The organism is Rhizobium etli CFN 42, assembly GCF_000092045.1.
Classification (GTDB): Bacteria; Pseudomonadota; Alphaproteobacteria; order Rhizobiales; family Rhizobiaceae; genus Rhizobium; species Rhizobium etli.
Genome location: NC_004041.2, coordinates 341,866 through 356,856 on the forward strand (window position 1 = coordinate 341,866; position 14,991 = coordinate 356,856).

Genomic DNA, 14,991 nt, shown 5'->3' on the forward strand with positions numbered 1-14,991 from the left:
TCGGTAATGGGCGCAGCATTGGTCTCTCACGAAACGAGTCGGAGAGATGTTCATGCCTCGCCAGCCCATGACATGCCAGTTCGATCTGTTCTCGGCCCCGCAGCGGGGGAAGACGGCAGGGACGCCGCAATGGTCGGAGTTGCCGGAGGAGACCCGCCAAGCGTTGACGGTGCTCATCGTGCGGCTGTTCGTCGATCACGCAAAGTGCGGACATGCCTGCCAACAGAAGGAGGCCGGTCATGATGCATGAGAAGATCGCGCCGCATCATCTGGAGCGGAAGGCCATCCTCTATGTTCGGCAGTCCTCGGCTCACCAGGTTCTGCACAATCGAGAGAGCAGCGCCCTCCAGTACGCCATGCGCGACCGTCTGGCAGCGCTTGGATGGTCACATATAGAGACGGTGGATGACGACCTTGGTCGTTCGGCCGCCGGCGGCGTGACCCGCGCTGGATTTGATCGGATGGTGGCGGAAGTCTGCCTTGGCAAGGTAGGCGCCGTGGCCGCGCGTGAGGTATCGCGCTTCGCCCGGAACAGCCGCGATTGGCAGCAACTCATCGAGATGTGCCGCGTTGTCGATACCGTCCTGGTCGACCAGGAAGCAGTTTATGCGCCCCGCCAGGGCAACGACCGCCTGCTCTTGGGTTTGAAGGGCAGCCTCAACGAGTATGAACTCGATCTCTTGCGTCAGCGTTCCCTTTCCGCCCGCTATGAGAAGGCTCGCCGCGGTGAACTCGTCGTCACTGTTCCGGCCGGCTTCGTAAAGGCCGGTGACAGGATCGAGAAGGATCCCAATCGGCGCATCCAGGAAGCCATCGCACTCGTCTTCGACAAGGTCACCGAACTCGGGAGTGCCCGGCAGGCCTTGCTATGGTTCCTTGAGCAGGGATTGGACCTGCCCGTCAGGTGCGCCAACGGTGACGTCATCTGGCGCAGGCCAAATTATGCCACCATCCACCGGATGATTGCGAACCCGATCTACGGCGGCGCTTATGCTTATGGTAAGAGTCGTTCCGTACCAGGATACGATGGCCGATCTGGAATTCGCCGCAAGGCGCGTGATGAATGGCTGGCGCTGATCCCGGATGCGCACGAAGGTTACATCAGTTGGGAACGGGCGGAGGAGATCCGCAAGATGGTCAGCGACAATGTACCGGCCAGTCGCCATCATGGAGCGCCGAAGCATGGCGGCGCTCTGCTTGCCGGCCTGTTCCGCTGCAAAAGGTGCGGCCGGAAGCTGACGGTTCGTTACACAGGAGCCAACCATAACATCCCGCGCTATTCCTGTTGGCGAGGGTTGCTCGACAACGGCGAACCACGTTGCATCGCCTTCGGCGGTCTGCGGGTCGATGACGCGATCGAAGAGGCACTTCTCGGCGTGGTCGAGCCAGGAGCCATTGCCGCCGCCGTCGAGGCGGAACGCAATATGGCCAACCAACGCGATCAGGTTCAGGATGCCCTGATGCGCGACCTCGAGGCAGCACGCTATGTAGCCGACCGGGCATTCCGGCAATATGACGCGGCTGATCCGGAGAATAGGCTGGTGACGTCGGAGCTGGAAGCACGCTGGAACAAGGCGCTGACTGGCGTCGGTGAGATCGAGGCCAAGATTGCCAAACATCGGACAGTTACGCCGCATCCGTTCCCCATGTCCGCATCACAGGTAACCGCACTTGCGGGAAACCTTCGCGCCGTCTGGACGGCGCCGACAACCGATGCAAGGCTGAAGAAGCGCATCGTGCGCACGCTCATCAATGAAGTGGTCGCCGATCTCGATGATGGAACCTCTGAGATCGTCCTCGTCATTCATTGGGTTGGAGGCGTCCACACCGAACTGCGCCTGCCGAAGCGACACCGTGGCCAAAGAAATGCGACCCCTGACGACATTGTCGACGCTGTGAAACAGCTCGTCTTGATCGCCAATGATGATGTGATTGCCGGTGTCCTCAATCGCAACGGACTGACGACCGGCAATGGCAATCGCTGGACACGGGAGCGGGTCACCGCGCTGAGGTCATATCGCAAGATTCCGGTCTTCCGTCCGCAGATCGACGGGGTTGAGCCATGGCTTAATCTGGGCGGTGCGGCGAAGTTACTCGGGATATCGCCAAAGACGCTGCGTCTGGCGGCCGAGGCTGGCGATATTAAGGGGGCTCATCCGCTACCCGATGGCCCATGGATCTTCAGCCGTTCCAAACTCGCGACCCCGCAAGCACGTCAGATTCTCGATCGTGTACGGAAGAACCCTCGCCACCCCGCGGGATCGCCTCCAGATCAGGAAAATCTATTCCTTTCGATGACATAGGAAGATGGGAGTTATGAAACAGGATTGTAGTATCTACGCCAATCCTCCATCTTTTCGCGGGCATCCGCAAGGGTCAGGAACCAATGCTGGTTCAGGCATTCTGCACGGAAGCGGCCATTGAACGCTTCGATGAAAGCATTATCAGTCGGCTTGCCGGGGCGTGAGAAGTCCAACGTCACACCCTTGGAATAGGCCCACAGGTCCAAGTCGCGCGACACGAACTCGGTCCCTTGGTCGACACGGATCGTTTTCGGATAGCCGGCTTTTTGGCACACCCGTTCAAGGGTTTGCACAACGTCTTCGCCTCTATAGCTATGACGTGGATCAAGCACCGGCACGTAGCGCGAGAAGGTGTCGACCACCGTCAGCACGCGCAGTTTCTTACCCGTTGCGAGTTGGTCGTGAACGAAGTCCATCGCCCAGACGTCGTTGGGTCCGACGGCCATGTGCCGATCCTCGCGAAGCTTGGCTTTTACCCCCCGCTTCGGTGTCTTGTTCCGCAACTGTAGCCCCAAGTCCCTGTAAATGCGGTAGGTTCGCTTGATGTTGGTGCCCCAACCCTCGCGTTCCAACAGCACATGCACGCGGCGATAGCCGTACCGCACACGGATCTCGCAGATCTCGCGAATACGACGTTCCAGACCGGCCTGATCAGCACGGCGAGAGGTATAGTGGTGAGTTGATCGATCGAAGTTCAACGCTCCACAAGCACGTCGGATCGAGATCGCCCAATCGCAGCACATGCCTTTCACCATCTCCCGCTTCCGAGCAGGCCTTAGAGCTTTCGGCGGATGACATCCTGCAACATCTCGCGGTCCAGCGTCAGATCCGCGACGATCTTCTTCAGGCGCGAATTCTCGTCCTCGAGCTGTTTCAGCCTCTTCATCTCCGGTGGCAGCATGCCCGCGTATTTTTTCTTCCAGTTGAAATAAGTCGCCTGGCTGATCCCCGCCTTCCTGCAGATTTCAGCAACCGACACGCCTTCATCACCTTGCTTCAGAATGAACGCCTTCTGAGCGTCCGAAAACTGCGACGCTTTCATCGTCTTCTGGTCCCTTTCCCAGCCAGGAAAATGCACCGGAAAACTCTAACCAAAACTGGTCCAGTTTGAAGGGTTCAGATCAAAGTGCACAAGATGGTGGCGAATGGGAACGTAGGGTCGTCGCCTCGATCGCCAAGAAATTGAAAAGGGGCCAGCGAGGAGCGCCTTTTGGCTCGCATCGCCGGGTCCGCGATCAAGGCCCTCGACGGAGCGGTGCCGAAATTGCCGAACAGGCGATACTTTCGGCTCTGGTCCGCAAATACGAGACTGGCGGTTCCTAAGCAGCGAGCCCAGGCGGTGCCACGTTCCTCCTACGGCATTTCATTATCCACGCATGTTGCCGAGGCTGCTGAGCCTGCTCGAATTCCGGAACAATGCAGCACATCGGGTCCGCCATCGCGGCGCTGGAATGGCTCAAGCGTCTGATCGACGAGGACGACAGACGGATCGACCCGTATCGATCCGAGACCTGGCTGTAGGCCTGAAGGCCTAGCATCCTGCCGTATTTCACGTTTACCAGGGCGTGGCCTTGTCCCTATTGGCAGATGCTATGGCCGGATGTGTCAAGTAAAAGATCCACCGGATGCGAAAAGAAACACGAGACCTATTGGGCAATGCTTGGGCGGGTCCCGACGCTATGGCGATCTCAGACCTGCACTTGTTCCGGCCCAGGCTGTGGCCGACAGCGATCGTCTCGCGGGGCCGTTGCGACAGGAGGATAGCTGGCAAATCTCAAGCTCACCTCGACATCCGGTTACGCGAGCTTGGCCGCGCCAGCTCGGGCTGTTACGATTCCGGGCGGCTCGATTGCGAAGGCGACGTCCAGACGTGGATGCTGCGACTGGCTTCTGCGAAGCATTCAGTCATCTGCGTACAGGAGCGCCCTGCGATGAACGTCATCCTCGCAGAAGAGACTAGCTTTGGCCTGCGCATGATGGCCGATGCCACAGACACCCACACCTTGTGGGTGTTAATCCGTGTTCGACAGTGGCATGTCGAGAGCGAAGCCTACGACCGGGCGCTAGCCAGGGTGGTCGAGGCGCAGGCGGGGTTACCGATCCATGGGCACTCCGGCTTCGAGCGACGGCCTATTATTTGCCGCCACAGCGCAAGGCGACGGCCCGCGGCACCAAGCGGCGCATCCGCGCCCACTATCGTGCGGAGGGCCACCAACAATTCACCAGGTTTCAGAGTGAATCAGCAGCAACAAAAATCGACGGCAAACTCGATGGGGGCTACGCGGATGGGGGCGCGCTTACTGAGCGCCGAGTCTCAACTGTACCGTCGCCACCGAACTTTGGAGCTGTCGATCCTGTTCAGGACGTTCATTCAGAACCCTACTCGGTTTGTCGTGCTTGCGACAGCGTGATGTGCGGTTTGGCACGTCTCGGCGCTCTAGGGCAGCCATTGAATAACATACAGAACAGTTTTCTGATGCTTTTCGCTCCTTCTGCATTGGCACGAATCTTGAACCTTTTTGTTGCGCGCCGCTAGGAGCTCCCAACGGGGACCTTGGCATCTTCTCAATCCAGCTCTGAACGGAGACACCAATGATGAACAACATGGCAGCCTATCGTGTAACCGAATTAACCCCTCAAGAAGCAGCTGAAACCTCCGGAGGTTGGTATTTTTGGGTTTACTTGTTTTTGCGACGTTACGGACACTTGTTTGGTTGATAAGCGAGCTGGCTCTCGATGGCTCCTAGTGACTACAGACTAGCAGTTCCCCTTTCTGCTGAAACGGCCAGCTGCATCGCAGAAAGCATACTGGCGCGACGATCAGGACGATCCTTGAGCATTTATAGGGCGATCTTGCTCTTCGTCGCCGCGGCATTTGGCTCACTGCCACTCGTTACCATACCGGTCTCCATGCAGAGTGTCGGTACTATTCGCCCGATCGTGGAGAAGACGCCCCTGATAGCGCCCGTCTCCGGACGCATCTCCCGTGTCCTTGCCTTTGAGAACGATGTCGTTGCTAAGGGGAAGGAAATAATCGCCTTTGACGATCATGTAATCGAGGAAAAGCTCAGCGGGGTTTTAGCCGACATTCATGCCAAGAGCGATCTTGCCCATGACTTCCAAACGCTGATTTCTTCCGGCGCAAGGCTCAGCGTCTCGCCCCCCCTCCAAACCGAATCCGCGACGGCTGAAAGGGTGCATTTTCTCAACTTGCTGCGCGAGAACCAAAATGCGCGCAGTAACGCCGCGGCGGAACTCGACCGCGCAAAGCGACTTGTCTCGGCTGCTGCGGCGCCGGCGAAGACCGTTGACGAGAAGGCTTTCGCTCTCCAAAATATCGAGGTCCAAGGCGAGATCCTCGTGCGACGCAAAACCGCTGATTGGAACCAGAAGCTCCTTGATGCTAACCTGCGCTTAAAGGAACTCACGGCCACCTTGCATCAGCTCGAGCACGAACGGGACCTGCACCGCATCCGCGCCCCAGTATCGGGTGCTCTCGAGCAGTTCTCCGGCCTCGCGCACGGAAGCTACGTGCAGAGCGGGCAAACCGTTGGTTGGATCTCGCCGAACGACGATCTGGTGGCGGAAATCTACGTCTCCCCCAACGACATTGGCTTTGTGCAGCCTGGTCAGCCGGTGCGGCTCCAAGTGGATGCCTTTAACTACAACCAATGGGGTGTCATCAAAGCAAGGGTGGTCGAGGTGGCGCAGGACTTCACTCTGCATGACGGGAACCCGGTCTTCAAGGTCCAGTGCGCGCTCTCTCGCAGCGAACTCGCGCTGAAAAGCGGGGCCATCGGCCACCTGAAGAAAGGCATGACCGTGCGGGCTCGCTTTCTGTTGGCCAATCGCACTCTCCTGCAACTGCTCTACGACGAGGCAGACGATTGGCTCAACCCGATGCTGGCGGGGCGCTAATATTGTCCCAACAGCCAGCGAGCCTCCATGTCGAGTAAGGCCATTAAGTTCAAACAGCGTGACATCACGGATTGCGGCGCCGCCAGCCTCGCATCTGTCGCAGCCTTCTATGGCTACAAGTTGCCATTGGCGCGCATCCGCCAGTATGCGTCGACCGACCGCTCCGGTACGAGTGTGCTGGGGCTCACGGAAGCGGCGCAGAAGCTGGGCTTCATCGCGAAAGGCGTCAAAGGTGGCTTCGACAGCCTGTACAAGATCCCCAAGCCCGCTATCGCGCACGTCGTCAAGGAGGACCTGCACCATTTCGTAGTGGTCCATGCGATCGACGCCAAGTGGGTCATCGTCATGGACCCGGCCTTGGGCGAAATCTGCAAAGTGCCGCATCAGGAATTCATGGAGCAATGGACCGGCGTTCTGGTTTTGCTGGTTCCGGCAGACACATTCAATCGTCGAGACGAGACCACGTCGCCCCTCGCCCGATTCGCCCGCCTACTCGCGCCACACCGCACGGTGATGGCGCAGGCTCTCGTCGGCGCTCTTGTGACGACCGTCCTCAGTCTCTCGACGGCGATCTACGTTCAGAAGATCGTTGATCACGTGATCCCAGCGGGAAACCGCAACCTGCTCAACTTGATGAGCATCGCAATGCTGCTGATCCTAGCGATACAGATCCTGATCAACCTCCTAAGAGGCCGACTCGTCCTGCAGACGGGGCAGAAGATCGACGTATGCTTGATCCTCGGCTATTACAATCACATCCTGGCCCTGCCCCAGAAGTTCTTCGATAGCATGCGCATGGGAGAAATCGTGTCGCGCATGAACGACGCTGTGAAAATCAGGAGCTTCCTGAACGACGTTTCGATAAACATGTTTGTTGACATTTTAATGATACTGTTCTCGTTCGGAATGATGTTCATCTATTCCTGGAATATTGCTTTGATCGTGGCGCTCGCCATTCCAATGTACATCCTGGTATATTGGGCCATCAATCGGATGAATCGAAATCTCCAACGAGTCATCATGGAAAATGACGCCAAACTCGAGGCGCAACTGGTAGAATCACTCGGAGCTGTCTCCACCATTAAGACTTCCGGCGTCGAGAGCTTCGCAAACTTCAAAATGGAGACCCGCTTCGTAAAGATGCTGCATTCCGTCTACAGCTCCGGGCTGATCTCAATCTGCGGCGACAACGCCTCGACGTTGCTGTCGGTCCTGTTCACCATCGTGCTGATGTGGTTTGGAACCACGCTTGCGCTCGAACAGGCCGTCACGCCCGGCGAATTGCTGTCCTGCTATACGTTGCTTGGCTATATCACCCGGCCGGTCGCCCGCCTGATCCAGACCAACCGGATCGTTCAAGACGCGTTTATCGCGGCGGATAGACTTTTCGAGATCTTTGAACTGGAGTCGGCAAGCAGCAGCGGCATCGATGCTACGAAGACCGATCTCGGAGATATTCGCCTGGAGAACGTCACATTCCGCTATGGCGCGCAGGCGGAGGTTTTCAGCGATCTAAGCGTCTCCTTTCGCCAAGGAGAGTTGACGGCCGTCGTGGGTGAGAGCGGCTCGGGCAAAAGCACCCTTGCGGCTCTGCTGCAGAATGTCTACCAGCTTGAGGATGGATGCATTCGGATCGGCCAATATGCCCTCCAGGATTTCTCGAGCGCATCACTGCACAAGGTCATGGCTGCAGTACCGCAATCGATAGACGTCTTCTCCGGTTCCGTGATCGAGAACATCGCCCTGGGCGAGTTCGAACCGGAGTTCGATAAGATCGTACGCATCTGTGATCGAATAGGACTGCGGGAGTGCATCGAGCGCTGGCCCGGGCGGTTCCAGGCCCATCTGGGCGAGAACGGGGTTCGCCTCTCCGGAGGTGAGAAGCAGCGCCTCGCATTGGCTCGGGCCCTGTACCGGGATCCCGACGTTCTAATCCTTGACGAAGCGACCTCCTCTCTGGACTCGGCAGCCGAAGAATTTGTGCTGCGGGTTGTTGAGGATCTGTCTCGCGCTGGGAAGACCATCATAGTCATCACTCATCGGTTGAGCACCGTTCGTGGGGCGGACAATATTGTGGTCCTGGACAAGGGGCGGGTCATTGAGGAGGGAAAGCACGCTGACCTAGTGAGAACTGATGGCCCTTACGCTCGATTATGGCGGGCGCCAAGGTCGTGATCCGTGTAGGCCCTGTCGGCTCGAGGATTGAAAACGGTTGTGAACGTCACGGTTAAGCAGCATGGCAACATTGTCGGCTGTGAACTTGAAGCGGCGGTGATCGGAACGTGGGCGATGGACTTCGTTCACGACCAACTCGCAACGGGTAAGAAACTGCGCGTGCTGACGGTGGTCGACACCTTCTCGCGCTACGTGCCGGTGCTTGATCCACGTCATAGCTATAGAGGCGAAGACGTTGTGCAAACCCTTGAACGGGTGTGCCAAAAAGCCGGCTATCCGAAAACGATCCGTGTCGACCAAGGGACCGAGTTCGTGTCGCGCGACTTGGACCTGCGGGCCTATTCCAAGGGTGTGACGTTGGACTTCTCACGCCCCGGCAAGCCGACTGATAATGCTTTCATCGAAGCGTTCAATGGCCGCTTCCGTGCAGAATGCCTGAACCAGCATTGGTTCCTGACCCTTGCGGATGCCCGCGAAAAGATGGAGGATTGGCGTAGATACTACAATGAGGAAAGACCTCATGGTGCGATCGGCAACAAGGTGCCGATCTCGTTGGTGAATTCGGGAGGCGCAACCAGCCCGCCTCCCTGAATGAAGCCGGAAAACTCTAGCATCCGGTGGTCCAACGTTTGGGAGCGGTTCAGAAATTCTCAGTGGCAGGTCAGACGCCGGATGAAAATTCGGTGACAGGTCATTTGAAGGCCAACCACCTACCTTCCTGCCGAACACTGGCAGACCAGAAAACAAGGGGCGCAGCCAATACACGTCGCTTGATCAGTGCTTGTGAGATACGCCGGAGCCAAAGAGGAGCCGTAGTGAGTAGTGAACGCACTGTCATGCAGGTTCCTCCATGTCGCCCCCCCCCCCCGCGCCAAGAACGCTAGGGCACACCCCCGGATTGCTTGATTGCTGGGCAGATTAGCGAAGAATTCCGCCCTATATGAGCCGTTTCAACCGCACTTAAACGCGCGCTACATCTGAATAGGTCTTAATTGTTGTTAAGCCATTATCGACCAGGCCAGTTCCCGCCTCGGCGAGCTTTTGGAGGTTGTCGAAGCCAAATCGATGTACGTCGCGGAGCGTCTTCGAGAGTACTACGAGCCGCCCCGCCGTGAGTAATATCCGACCGAATCCCTCATGGTTCACAGTCAACACCGGTGACGCCATCAGTCCGGACTGCTCCTCTATAGCAAGTGCTACGGCGGCATAGAAGATCTCAAGCCGCCACTGCACCTCTAGGTCAGGTCCCCCGATGAGAGGAATCGCCCTACGCTGCTGCCTCGTCACGATGAAATCACAGAGCAAATCGGTGTCCGATTTCTCTTGCCACAATTCAAAGGTGTCTTGAGCACGCATCAGACGCAAGAGGCACTTAATGAAAGGCGTGGCGAGAGCATCTTTCTCATCTAATCGAGCATTGTTGGGGACAGGGGTGACGTTTGACATCAGTTAAAATCCTCCTGAGTGTTGGATGCGGTTTGACTAAGGGCCACACCCGCTTCCGGTAACACCATCCCTTAAAATGGTGCGGCAGATGGGACCTGTGGCGACGCAACTTGGCCCGGACGAATGACATGGCCCCTCGAAACGGGGCGGCCGCAACAACAACGGCAAGCGGCGGGCAACGCTGGCGGGCTTGACGAAAAGCGCTTCACAAGCGAGATTCCCGTCGCGATAGTCCAGTGGCGGTAGGTTTCGCCGCGAACTCCACCCTCAACCAACCTATTCGCCGCCAGGTGTAAAACCGTGTCTCGGGCTTTCGAATTGAGGATCAGGCGGGGGGTGGAATCAGCTTTTCGAGGTCGACAAGGACAGTGAGAGTATCTTGAGAGGCCGTGTACTTGCCGATACCCCCTTTTCCGTGCGAACTGATGCAGACCTGCCATGTATTTTCCCTTCAAGGTTCAAATCGACTTCGACCGGACGCCACACGTTCCACCAGGCGATTGCCCGCCGCGTAGTTCTGGGAGTTCAAGACTCATGCCAGTCTCCTCCGCTGAGGTTCGGAACACGGCATCTGTATTGTTTCCAGCTTCTTAGCTAGCCCATGAAGAATTGATCGAGGACAACGTTGTCGTGAACCGGACAAGACGCGGTGGGGATCGAAGAAATGGCATCCCGGTGCAGCGGCGGAAGCCTATTCTCCGGCCACGTCAGCAACAAATGACACCCGCCGAAGCCGCTCCGCTCTCAATTCGCGGATTGGGCGCAATGTCCGGCCGCTTGCCGAGGTGCAGCCGGTCGATCTTCTTTGCTTGGCGATCACAGCGCCTCCCAGTGATGGACTCCGAGACCCGCATGCATCACTGGCTGGAGCTCCCTTCCTCGACAGTTAGCGCCGTCATTTGGGGGAATGCCGCGGGCAAATGGAATGCGGCATAGGCCCCCGCGACGCCGGCGACAGCTCAACAACGCTCTGAATTTCCACAGTGAACGGCTGTTAGACGTAGCCGGCAAAGGGGAAGCTCACGAAGATCAGATGGCCCTTCAGGGCCGGGTCCTGGTCCGATGCCCACCGGATCGACCGGCCGCAAGGTTTTAGGACCGTTTCAACAACCAGCCCCTGGGCGCCTCGCCGGCGTGTATCTTAAGTTGCCGGCGTGCGTCGGCCGCGTTCACTCTCTATCCGCACCAGAACACGGCACCCGGGGGATCATGCTGCCGGCACGACCTAGCTGGCCGGTACCGTCGGCGCCGGCAAGAGGATGACTGTGGCAGCGGCCGTCATGGAGCAGTGCTGCCTCGGTGTGACCGCTGAGGCGATACTCGCTGTTTCCGGTCATTGCTTAGCACAGGCCGGAAAAGCGTTTCTGGTACCTTAGCGAACGCTCGCGATTTTAGCAGGGACAACGGGACCTGGCGGCAAGCGGACCCCAAACAAGTGCGAAGCAAACCGAATCTTTGGCAACCTCAAAGAGGGTGGAGTCGATACCCTGGGGGTCAAGCGCCCGCGTCGTCGCGGAGCATTGGGCGCGAGGGGTTTGCGGATTCTCGATACGTGATTGGCACATCAGTCGGACCTCAGCCGATCTTCGTGCAAAAGGATCCTTTAAAAATGGGCCCCTTAACGCGTGCCTTGGCATGCTTGCTTGCTGACGAAGTTTAGGTTGAGAATTGAACACCGCTAGTTATTCGCAGGATTGCTCGGCAAACGAACGAGGCGGGGTGGCGTTCCAAGCATGAGCTGGGACAGATAGGGAATGTCGCGCACGCTCCAGCGAACTGCTAGTGCTACGGCAATGATCATCGTCCCGAGAATTCCCGCCGCGCCAGACCTCATTGTGGGAGCCCATTGTTCTCCGTATTGTATCAAATCCATGAGACGGAATACCGTAGCCTGCACCAGGTACAACACGAGCGTGCTCTGCCCCACTTCCACGGCGATAAAGCGAACCACCCGGTTCGAGCGTCCAATTTTCCAGGATTGAAGCAGAATCTCGATCATCACTGCAGAGGCCACTGTCGAGCCAAAAAACATCAGAAGGATATCTTTTGCCGACTGCAGATCCTGGATTAAGGCGAGATTGTTGTAGACATAGGTGTCCTCGCGCCACGCCATGAAGCACAAGCTAGCCGCGATAGAGGCGGACATCATCAGGAGTGGCTTATGATACCGCATTATGCTCGTCCACCAATCTCTCGACTGCGCAAATGAAAATCCCATGCAGAAAAAGGGATAGGTGTACTTTATGAGAGGGAATATAGAAAACGTCACGGGGGCAACTGCGACCAGTATGGATGAGACAAGCAAAGAGCGTGCCGACCCGGAGTTGAAGATCGAAATAAGTTTGACCAAAAGAAAAGAAGCAAACGCAGCCCAGATGAACCAGTATGTGCCGACGAAATCGTGCATGAATTGCAACAGGTTGCCAGGTGCGTCCGGCGGCCGGGGAAACATGAGCAATTTGACTGCCTCCAAAAGGGTGCACCAGAACAGCGTCGGCACCAGGAGCTGCAGCGCGCGATCACCGATGGCTTGCCTGAACGATTTGCCTAGTAGCCCTGATCTAGAGAGATATCCGCTTATCGCCATAAAGAGAGGCATGTGAAACATGTAGATCGATTTGAAGCATGCCGAATCCCAGAAGCCATCACCCTCGTAAAAGATATATTGTATCAGGTGACCGAAAATCACCAAGACAATGAGTATTCCTTTGGCGAAGTCTAAAGCTAGATCGCGATCGTCGGCCTCTGGCGCCTCAGGCACTGTCTTTCCACCTACAATTCTTGCTCGCATTCTCAACATCTCACGATGCCTACGGGAGCCTTTGAAAGCGGCATTTTCCAACCTCTCGTTCATCATGCAGGCTAATCCAGCTTCCGATCAGCGCTCCGACTTCGGCATGCTGAACGACGGCCAACGGTCATACAATTTGCCTGGGTTCCAAGTTCACAGGGCGACCGTGGCGACTTAGGCCCAGTAGCCGTTTTCGGCGTGTCCATTGGCTGTTTTTCGCCGCAACGTACGCCCCGCCTAAACTCGCTGCCGCGCAACTGCTTGGGCTGCCACGTCGTCGAAATCTTCTAACGGACATTTGCGCGTATGCAAGTAGCGCTGCTTGACTCTGCACTCGGCTATTGTTGCGATTGCATATGATTCTCCATGCCAAACTTGCGCGACACCGTATCAAAAGAACATATTGCCGATTCAATGGCTCCTAGCCGCTGTGGGTATCGTCTATCACCTACCGGCGCTTGGGTGTGGATCGGCACCCCAGCGCAACCCCCCAGACGCTGGAGATTTGCTCCATTAGATCCGCCGCCCAACGTGTCCTATATGGCAGCCTCACCATTGTAAAATTCATGCTCCTAATGACACGCATCTGCGGTATGGATGAGTATCGCGGACCCTTGACAACCTTGAGCGGAAGGTCGGTGAGTATCGCGATACACGAGGCTTTGGCCGCGATCGCCGCCGTTTTGGATCGCCGCCAATGATAGCTGGACGTTGGGCTGCCATTGTCGATCCGTATGCGACGTTTGTCGATACGTCAGAGACGACCGTGGTCCCAATCCGTAGGAAGATCGCAGTAAGCGTCAAGATATGCGGGATGCAACGGCGAGTGTCTGGGGATGCGCTCCCCTGTCAAGGTCGAGACCCCCTCCTCGATCAGTGGCTTTCCCTTTTTGGGATACCTCTCCTTCGGTGGCGAAAGAATGAAACCGGGCTGGATATGTCGCTGGTCATTTCGCGCGATTCAAATTGGCGCAGACTTTGCGGCTCGCTTGACGCGACGATCCCCCTGAGCTGAAGAAGGCCGGCCGCAATAGCGCCGAGCATTGGCGCACATATATAAAGCCAGAGTTGAGAGAGTGCCGCCCCTCCTGCGAAAAGTGCTGGGCCGATCGATCGTGCTGGATTCACAGAAGAACCCGAAACGGTGATACCGCCAAGGTGGATCGCAACTAAGGCAAGTCCAATCGCCAATCGTGCAACAGCGCCGCGTCCAGCCGTGCATTTGAGGAATACAGTTACGAACAGGAACGTGGCGATAAACTCGAATAGGAACGCAGCTCTCCATCCGTAGACTACCCAGCCGGTTTGGGCGAAACCTTCTAGGGTGATATCGTAACCGCCGACCTTGTTCATAGCGATAAGGTAGAGCGTGCCTGCCGCCGCGATAGCTCCTGCACATTGGGCGGAGACATACGCGAGAAAGTCCCACACTCTCAATCGGCGCGACACGAGGAAACCCAGGCTGACCGCCGGATTGAGATGCGCGCCCGAGACTGGGCCAATCGTGTAGGCCATTGCAACCACGGTCGTCCCGAAGGCTAAAGCGACACCCAACAGGCCCACCTCTTGACGCATATAAAGCAATGTGCCGCAGCCGAGGAAGACAAGTGTGAAGGTCCCGAAGAATTCGCAAACATACTTTTTCATTTTTCACTCCATTGATTTGACCCCACGTACTTTTCGGTGTCATCCTCGTGCCGCCAAGCGTTCCGCATGCACCGAACCAATCATCGTGTCAGGTCCCGAAAACCTCCGTAGTTGACTTCAATTGCGTCCTTGTCCGACGAGATCGGCATCAGAGCCTATGGTCAACCAGCGTCACCGATCACCAGCAAACGTCGTACCAAATGAAATATGTTGCGCATCACAGCGATCGCTCTGATGACGTTCGGTCTTATGTTCGAAAGTGCCGTGAACAGGATAGGCAGGCGAACCGTACCGAGACGTATGGACCCGAGCTGGGCTACGAACAAATCGCCAAGCAGCCCATCCTCAAATTATCGAAACAACGACCCTCTTCATGGCTCCAAGCGGAAGGTGGTGCAAAGCAGGAACCAGGACAAGGGTTGATAAGACCGCCAGGGACGTTCACGAGAAGTCGAGTAACGCCCCTTAGCCACGAACAGGCACATGATCCTTGGCGCGATTTGAAGTCCACGTGAATTCCCTTGTCCCCAGCGCAACCGTCGACATTTCTCGCAAATGTCGGGCATCCGCCACTTTTGTCAGGTTTGTCGTGATTGGAACGTTTTGTTCGCCGGTCTCTCCGTCAAATACACATCAACCTGCCCTCAACCCGCCCATTGATAAAAGAAAATCATCTTCTTGGCGCGTCGGAGCAGTTGGCATGGTGTTTGC

Annotated in this window: 8 protein-coding genes and 3 pseudogenes; 7 read left to right on the forward strand and 4 right to left on the reverse strand. The window is 57.0% G+C overall.

What is annotated here, in order from left to right; translation table 11 throughout:
• The first annotated feature begins 52 nt into the window (after positions 1–52).
• Together RHE_RS31055 and RHE_RS31060 are read left to right on the forward strand one after the other, a co-directional pair.
• Complete coding sequence (locus RHE_RS31055) at positions 53–250, forward strand: hypothetical protein (protein WP_011053487.1); 198 nt, start codon at positions 53–55, stop codon at positions 248–250.
• Positions 240–2,303 carry a recombinase family protein gene (locus RHE_RS31060; protein ID WP_011053488.1) on the forward strand — a complete coding sequence of 688 codons (2,064 nt, stop codon included), beginning with the start codon at positions 240–242 and terminating at the stop codon, positions 2,301–2,303. Before RHE_RS31055 ends, RHE_RS31060 begins: the two co-directional genes overlap by 11 nt.
• A gap of 23 nt (positions 2,304–2,326) precedes the next feature.
• On the opposite strand, the pseudogene RHE_RS31065 reads toward RHE_RS31060, so the two are convergent.
• Positions 2,327–3,345, reverse strand: a pseudogene (locus RHE_RS31065) (IS3-like element ISRel21 family transposase); the annotation flags it as partial.
• Positions 3,346–4,078: 733 nt separating this feature from the next.
• Here RHE_RS31065 and RHE_RS34820 point away from each other — a divergent pair.
• From RHE_RS34820 to RHE_RS31090, 5 genes and pseudogenes are all read left to right on the forward strand, one after another.
• A pseudogene (locus RHE_RS34820) lies at positions 4,079–4,463 on the forward strand (Tn3 family transposase); the annotation flags it as partial.
• A 432-nt stretch (positions 4,464–4,895) separates the two neighbouring features.
• Positions 4,896–5,021, forward strand: a complete 126-nt coding sequence (locus RHE_RS34940; protein WP_004676277.1) for a hypothetical protein — start codon at positions 4,896–4,898, stop codon at positions 5,019–5,021.
• A 114-nt stretch (positions 5,022–5,135) separates the two neighbouring features.
• Complete coding sequence (locus RHE_RS31080) at positions 5,136–6,221, forward strand: HlyD family secretion protein (protein WP_008533948.1); 1,086 nt, start codon at positions 5,136–5,138, stop codon at positions 6,219–6,221.
• 27 nt (positions 6,222–6,248) lie between these two features.
• Entirely contained in the window at positions 6,249–8,396 is a 2,148-nt protein-coding gene (locus tag RHE_RS31085) for a peptidase domain-containing ABC transporter (protein ID WP_004676279.1), read from the forward strand.
• Positions 8,397–8,504: 108 nt separating this feature from the next.
• Positions 8,505–8,987 (forward strand): annotated as a pseudogene (locus RHE_RS31090) (IS3-like element ISRel21 family transposase); the annotation flags it as partial.
• A gap of 369 nt (positions 8,988–9,356) precedes the next feature.
• Here RHE_RS31090 and RHE_RS31095 read toward each other — a convergent pair.
• The 3 genes from RHE_RS31095 to RHE_RS31105 form a co-directional block, all read right to left on the reverse strand.
• The gene (locus RHE_RS31095; protein ID WP_004677039.1) at positions 9,357–9,842 is read right to left on the reverse strand and encodes a NifX-associated nitrogen fixation protein; all 486 of its coding nucleotides are present in this window, start codon (positions 9,840–9,842) and stop codon (positions 9,357–9,359) included.
• 1,678 nt (positions 9,843–11,520) lie between these two features.
• Positions 11,521–12,633 (reverse strand): nodulation factor fucose acetyltransferase NolL, encoded by a 1,113-nt coding sequence (gene nolL, locus RHE_RS31100; RefSeq protein ID WP_309506638.1) that lies wholly within the window; start codon positions 12,631–12,633, stop codon positions 11,521–11,523.
• An 873-nt stretch (positions 12,634–13,506) separates the two neighbouring features.
• Positions 13,507–14,280 (reverse strand): aquaporin, encoded by a 774-nt coding sequence (locus RHE_RS31105; RefSeq protein ID WP_004677031.1) that lies wholly within the window; start codon positions 14,278–14,280, stop codon positions 13,507–13,509.
• Positions 14,281–14,991 lie beyond the last annotated feature (711 nt).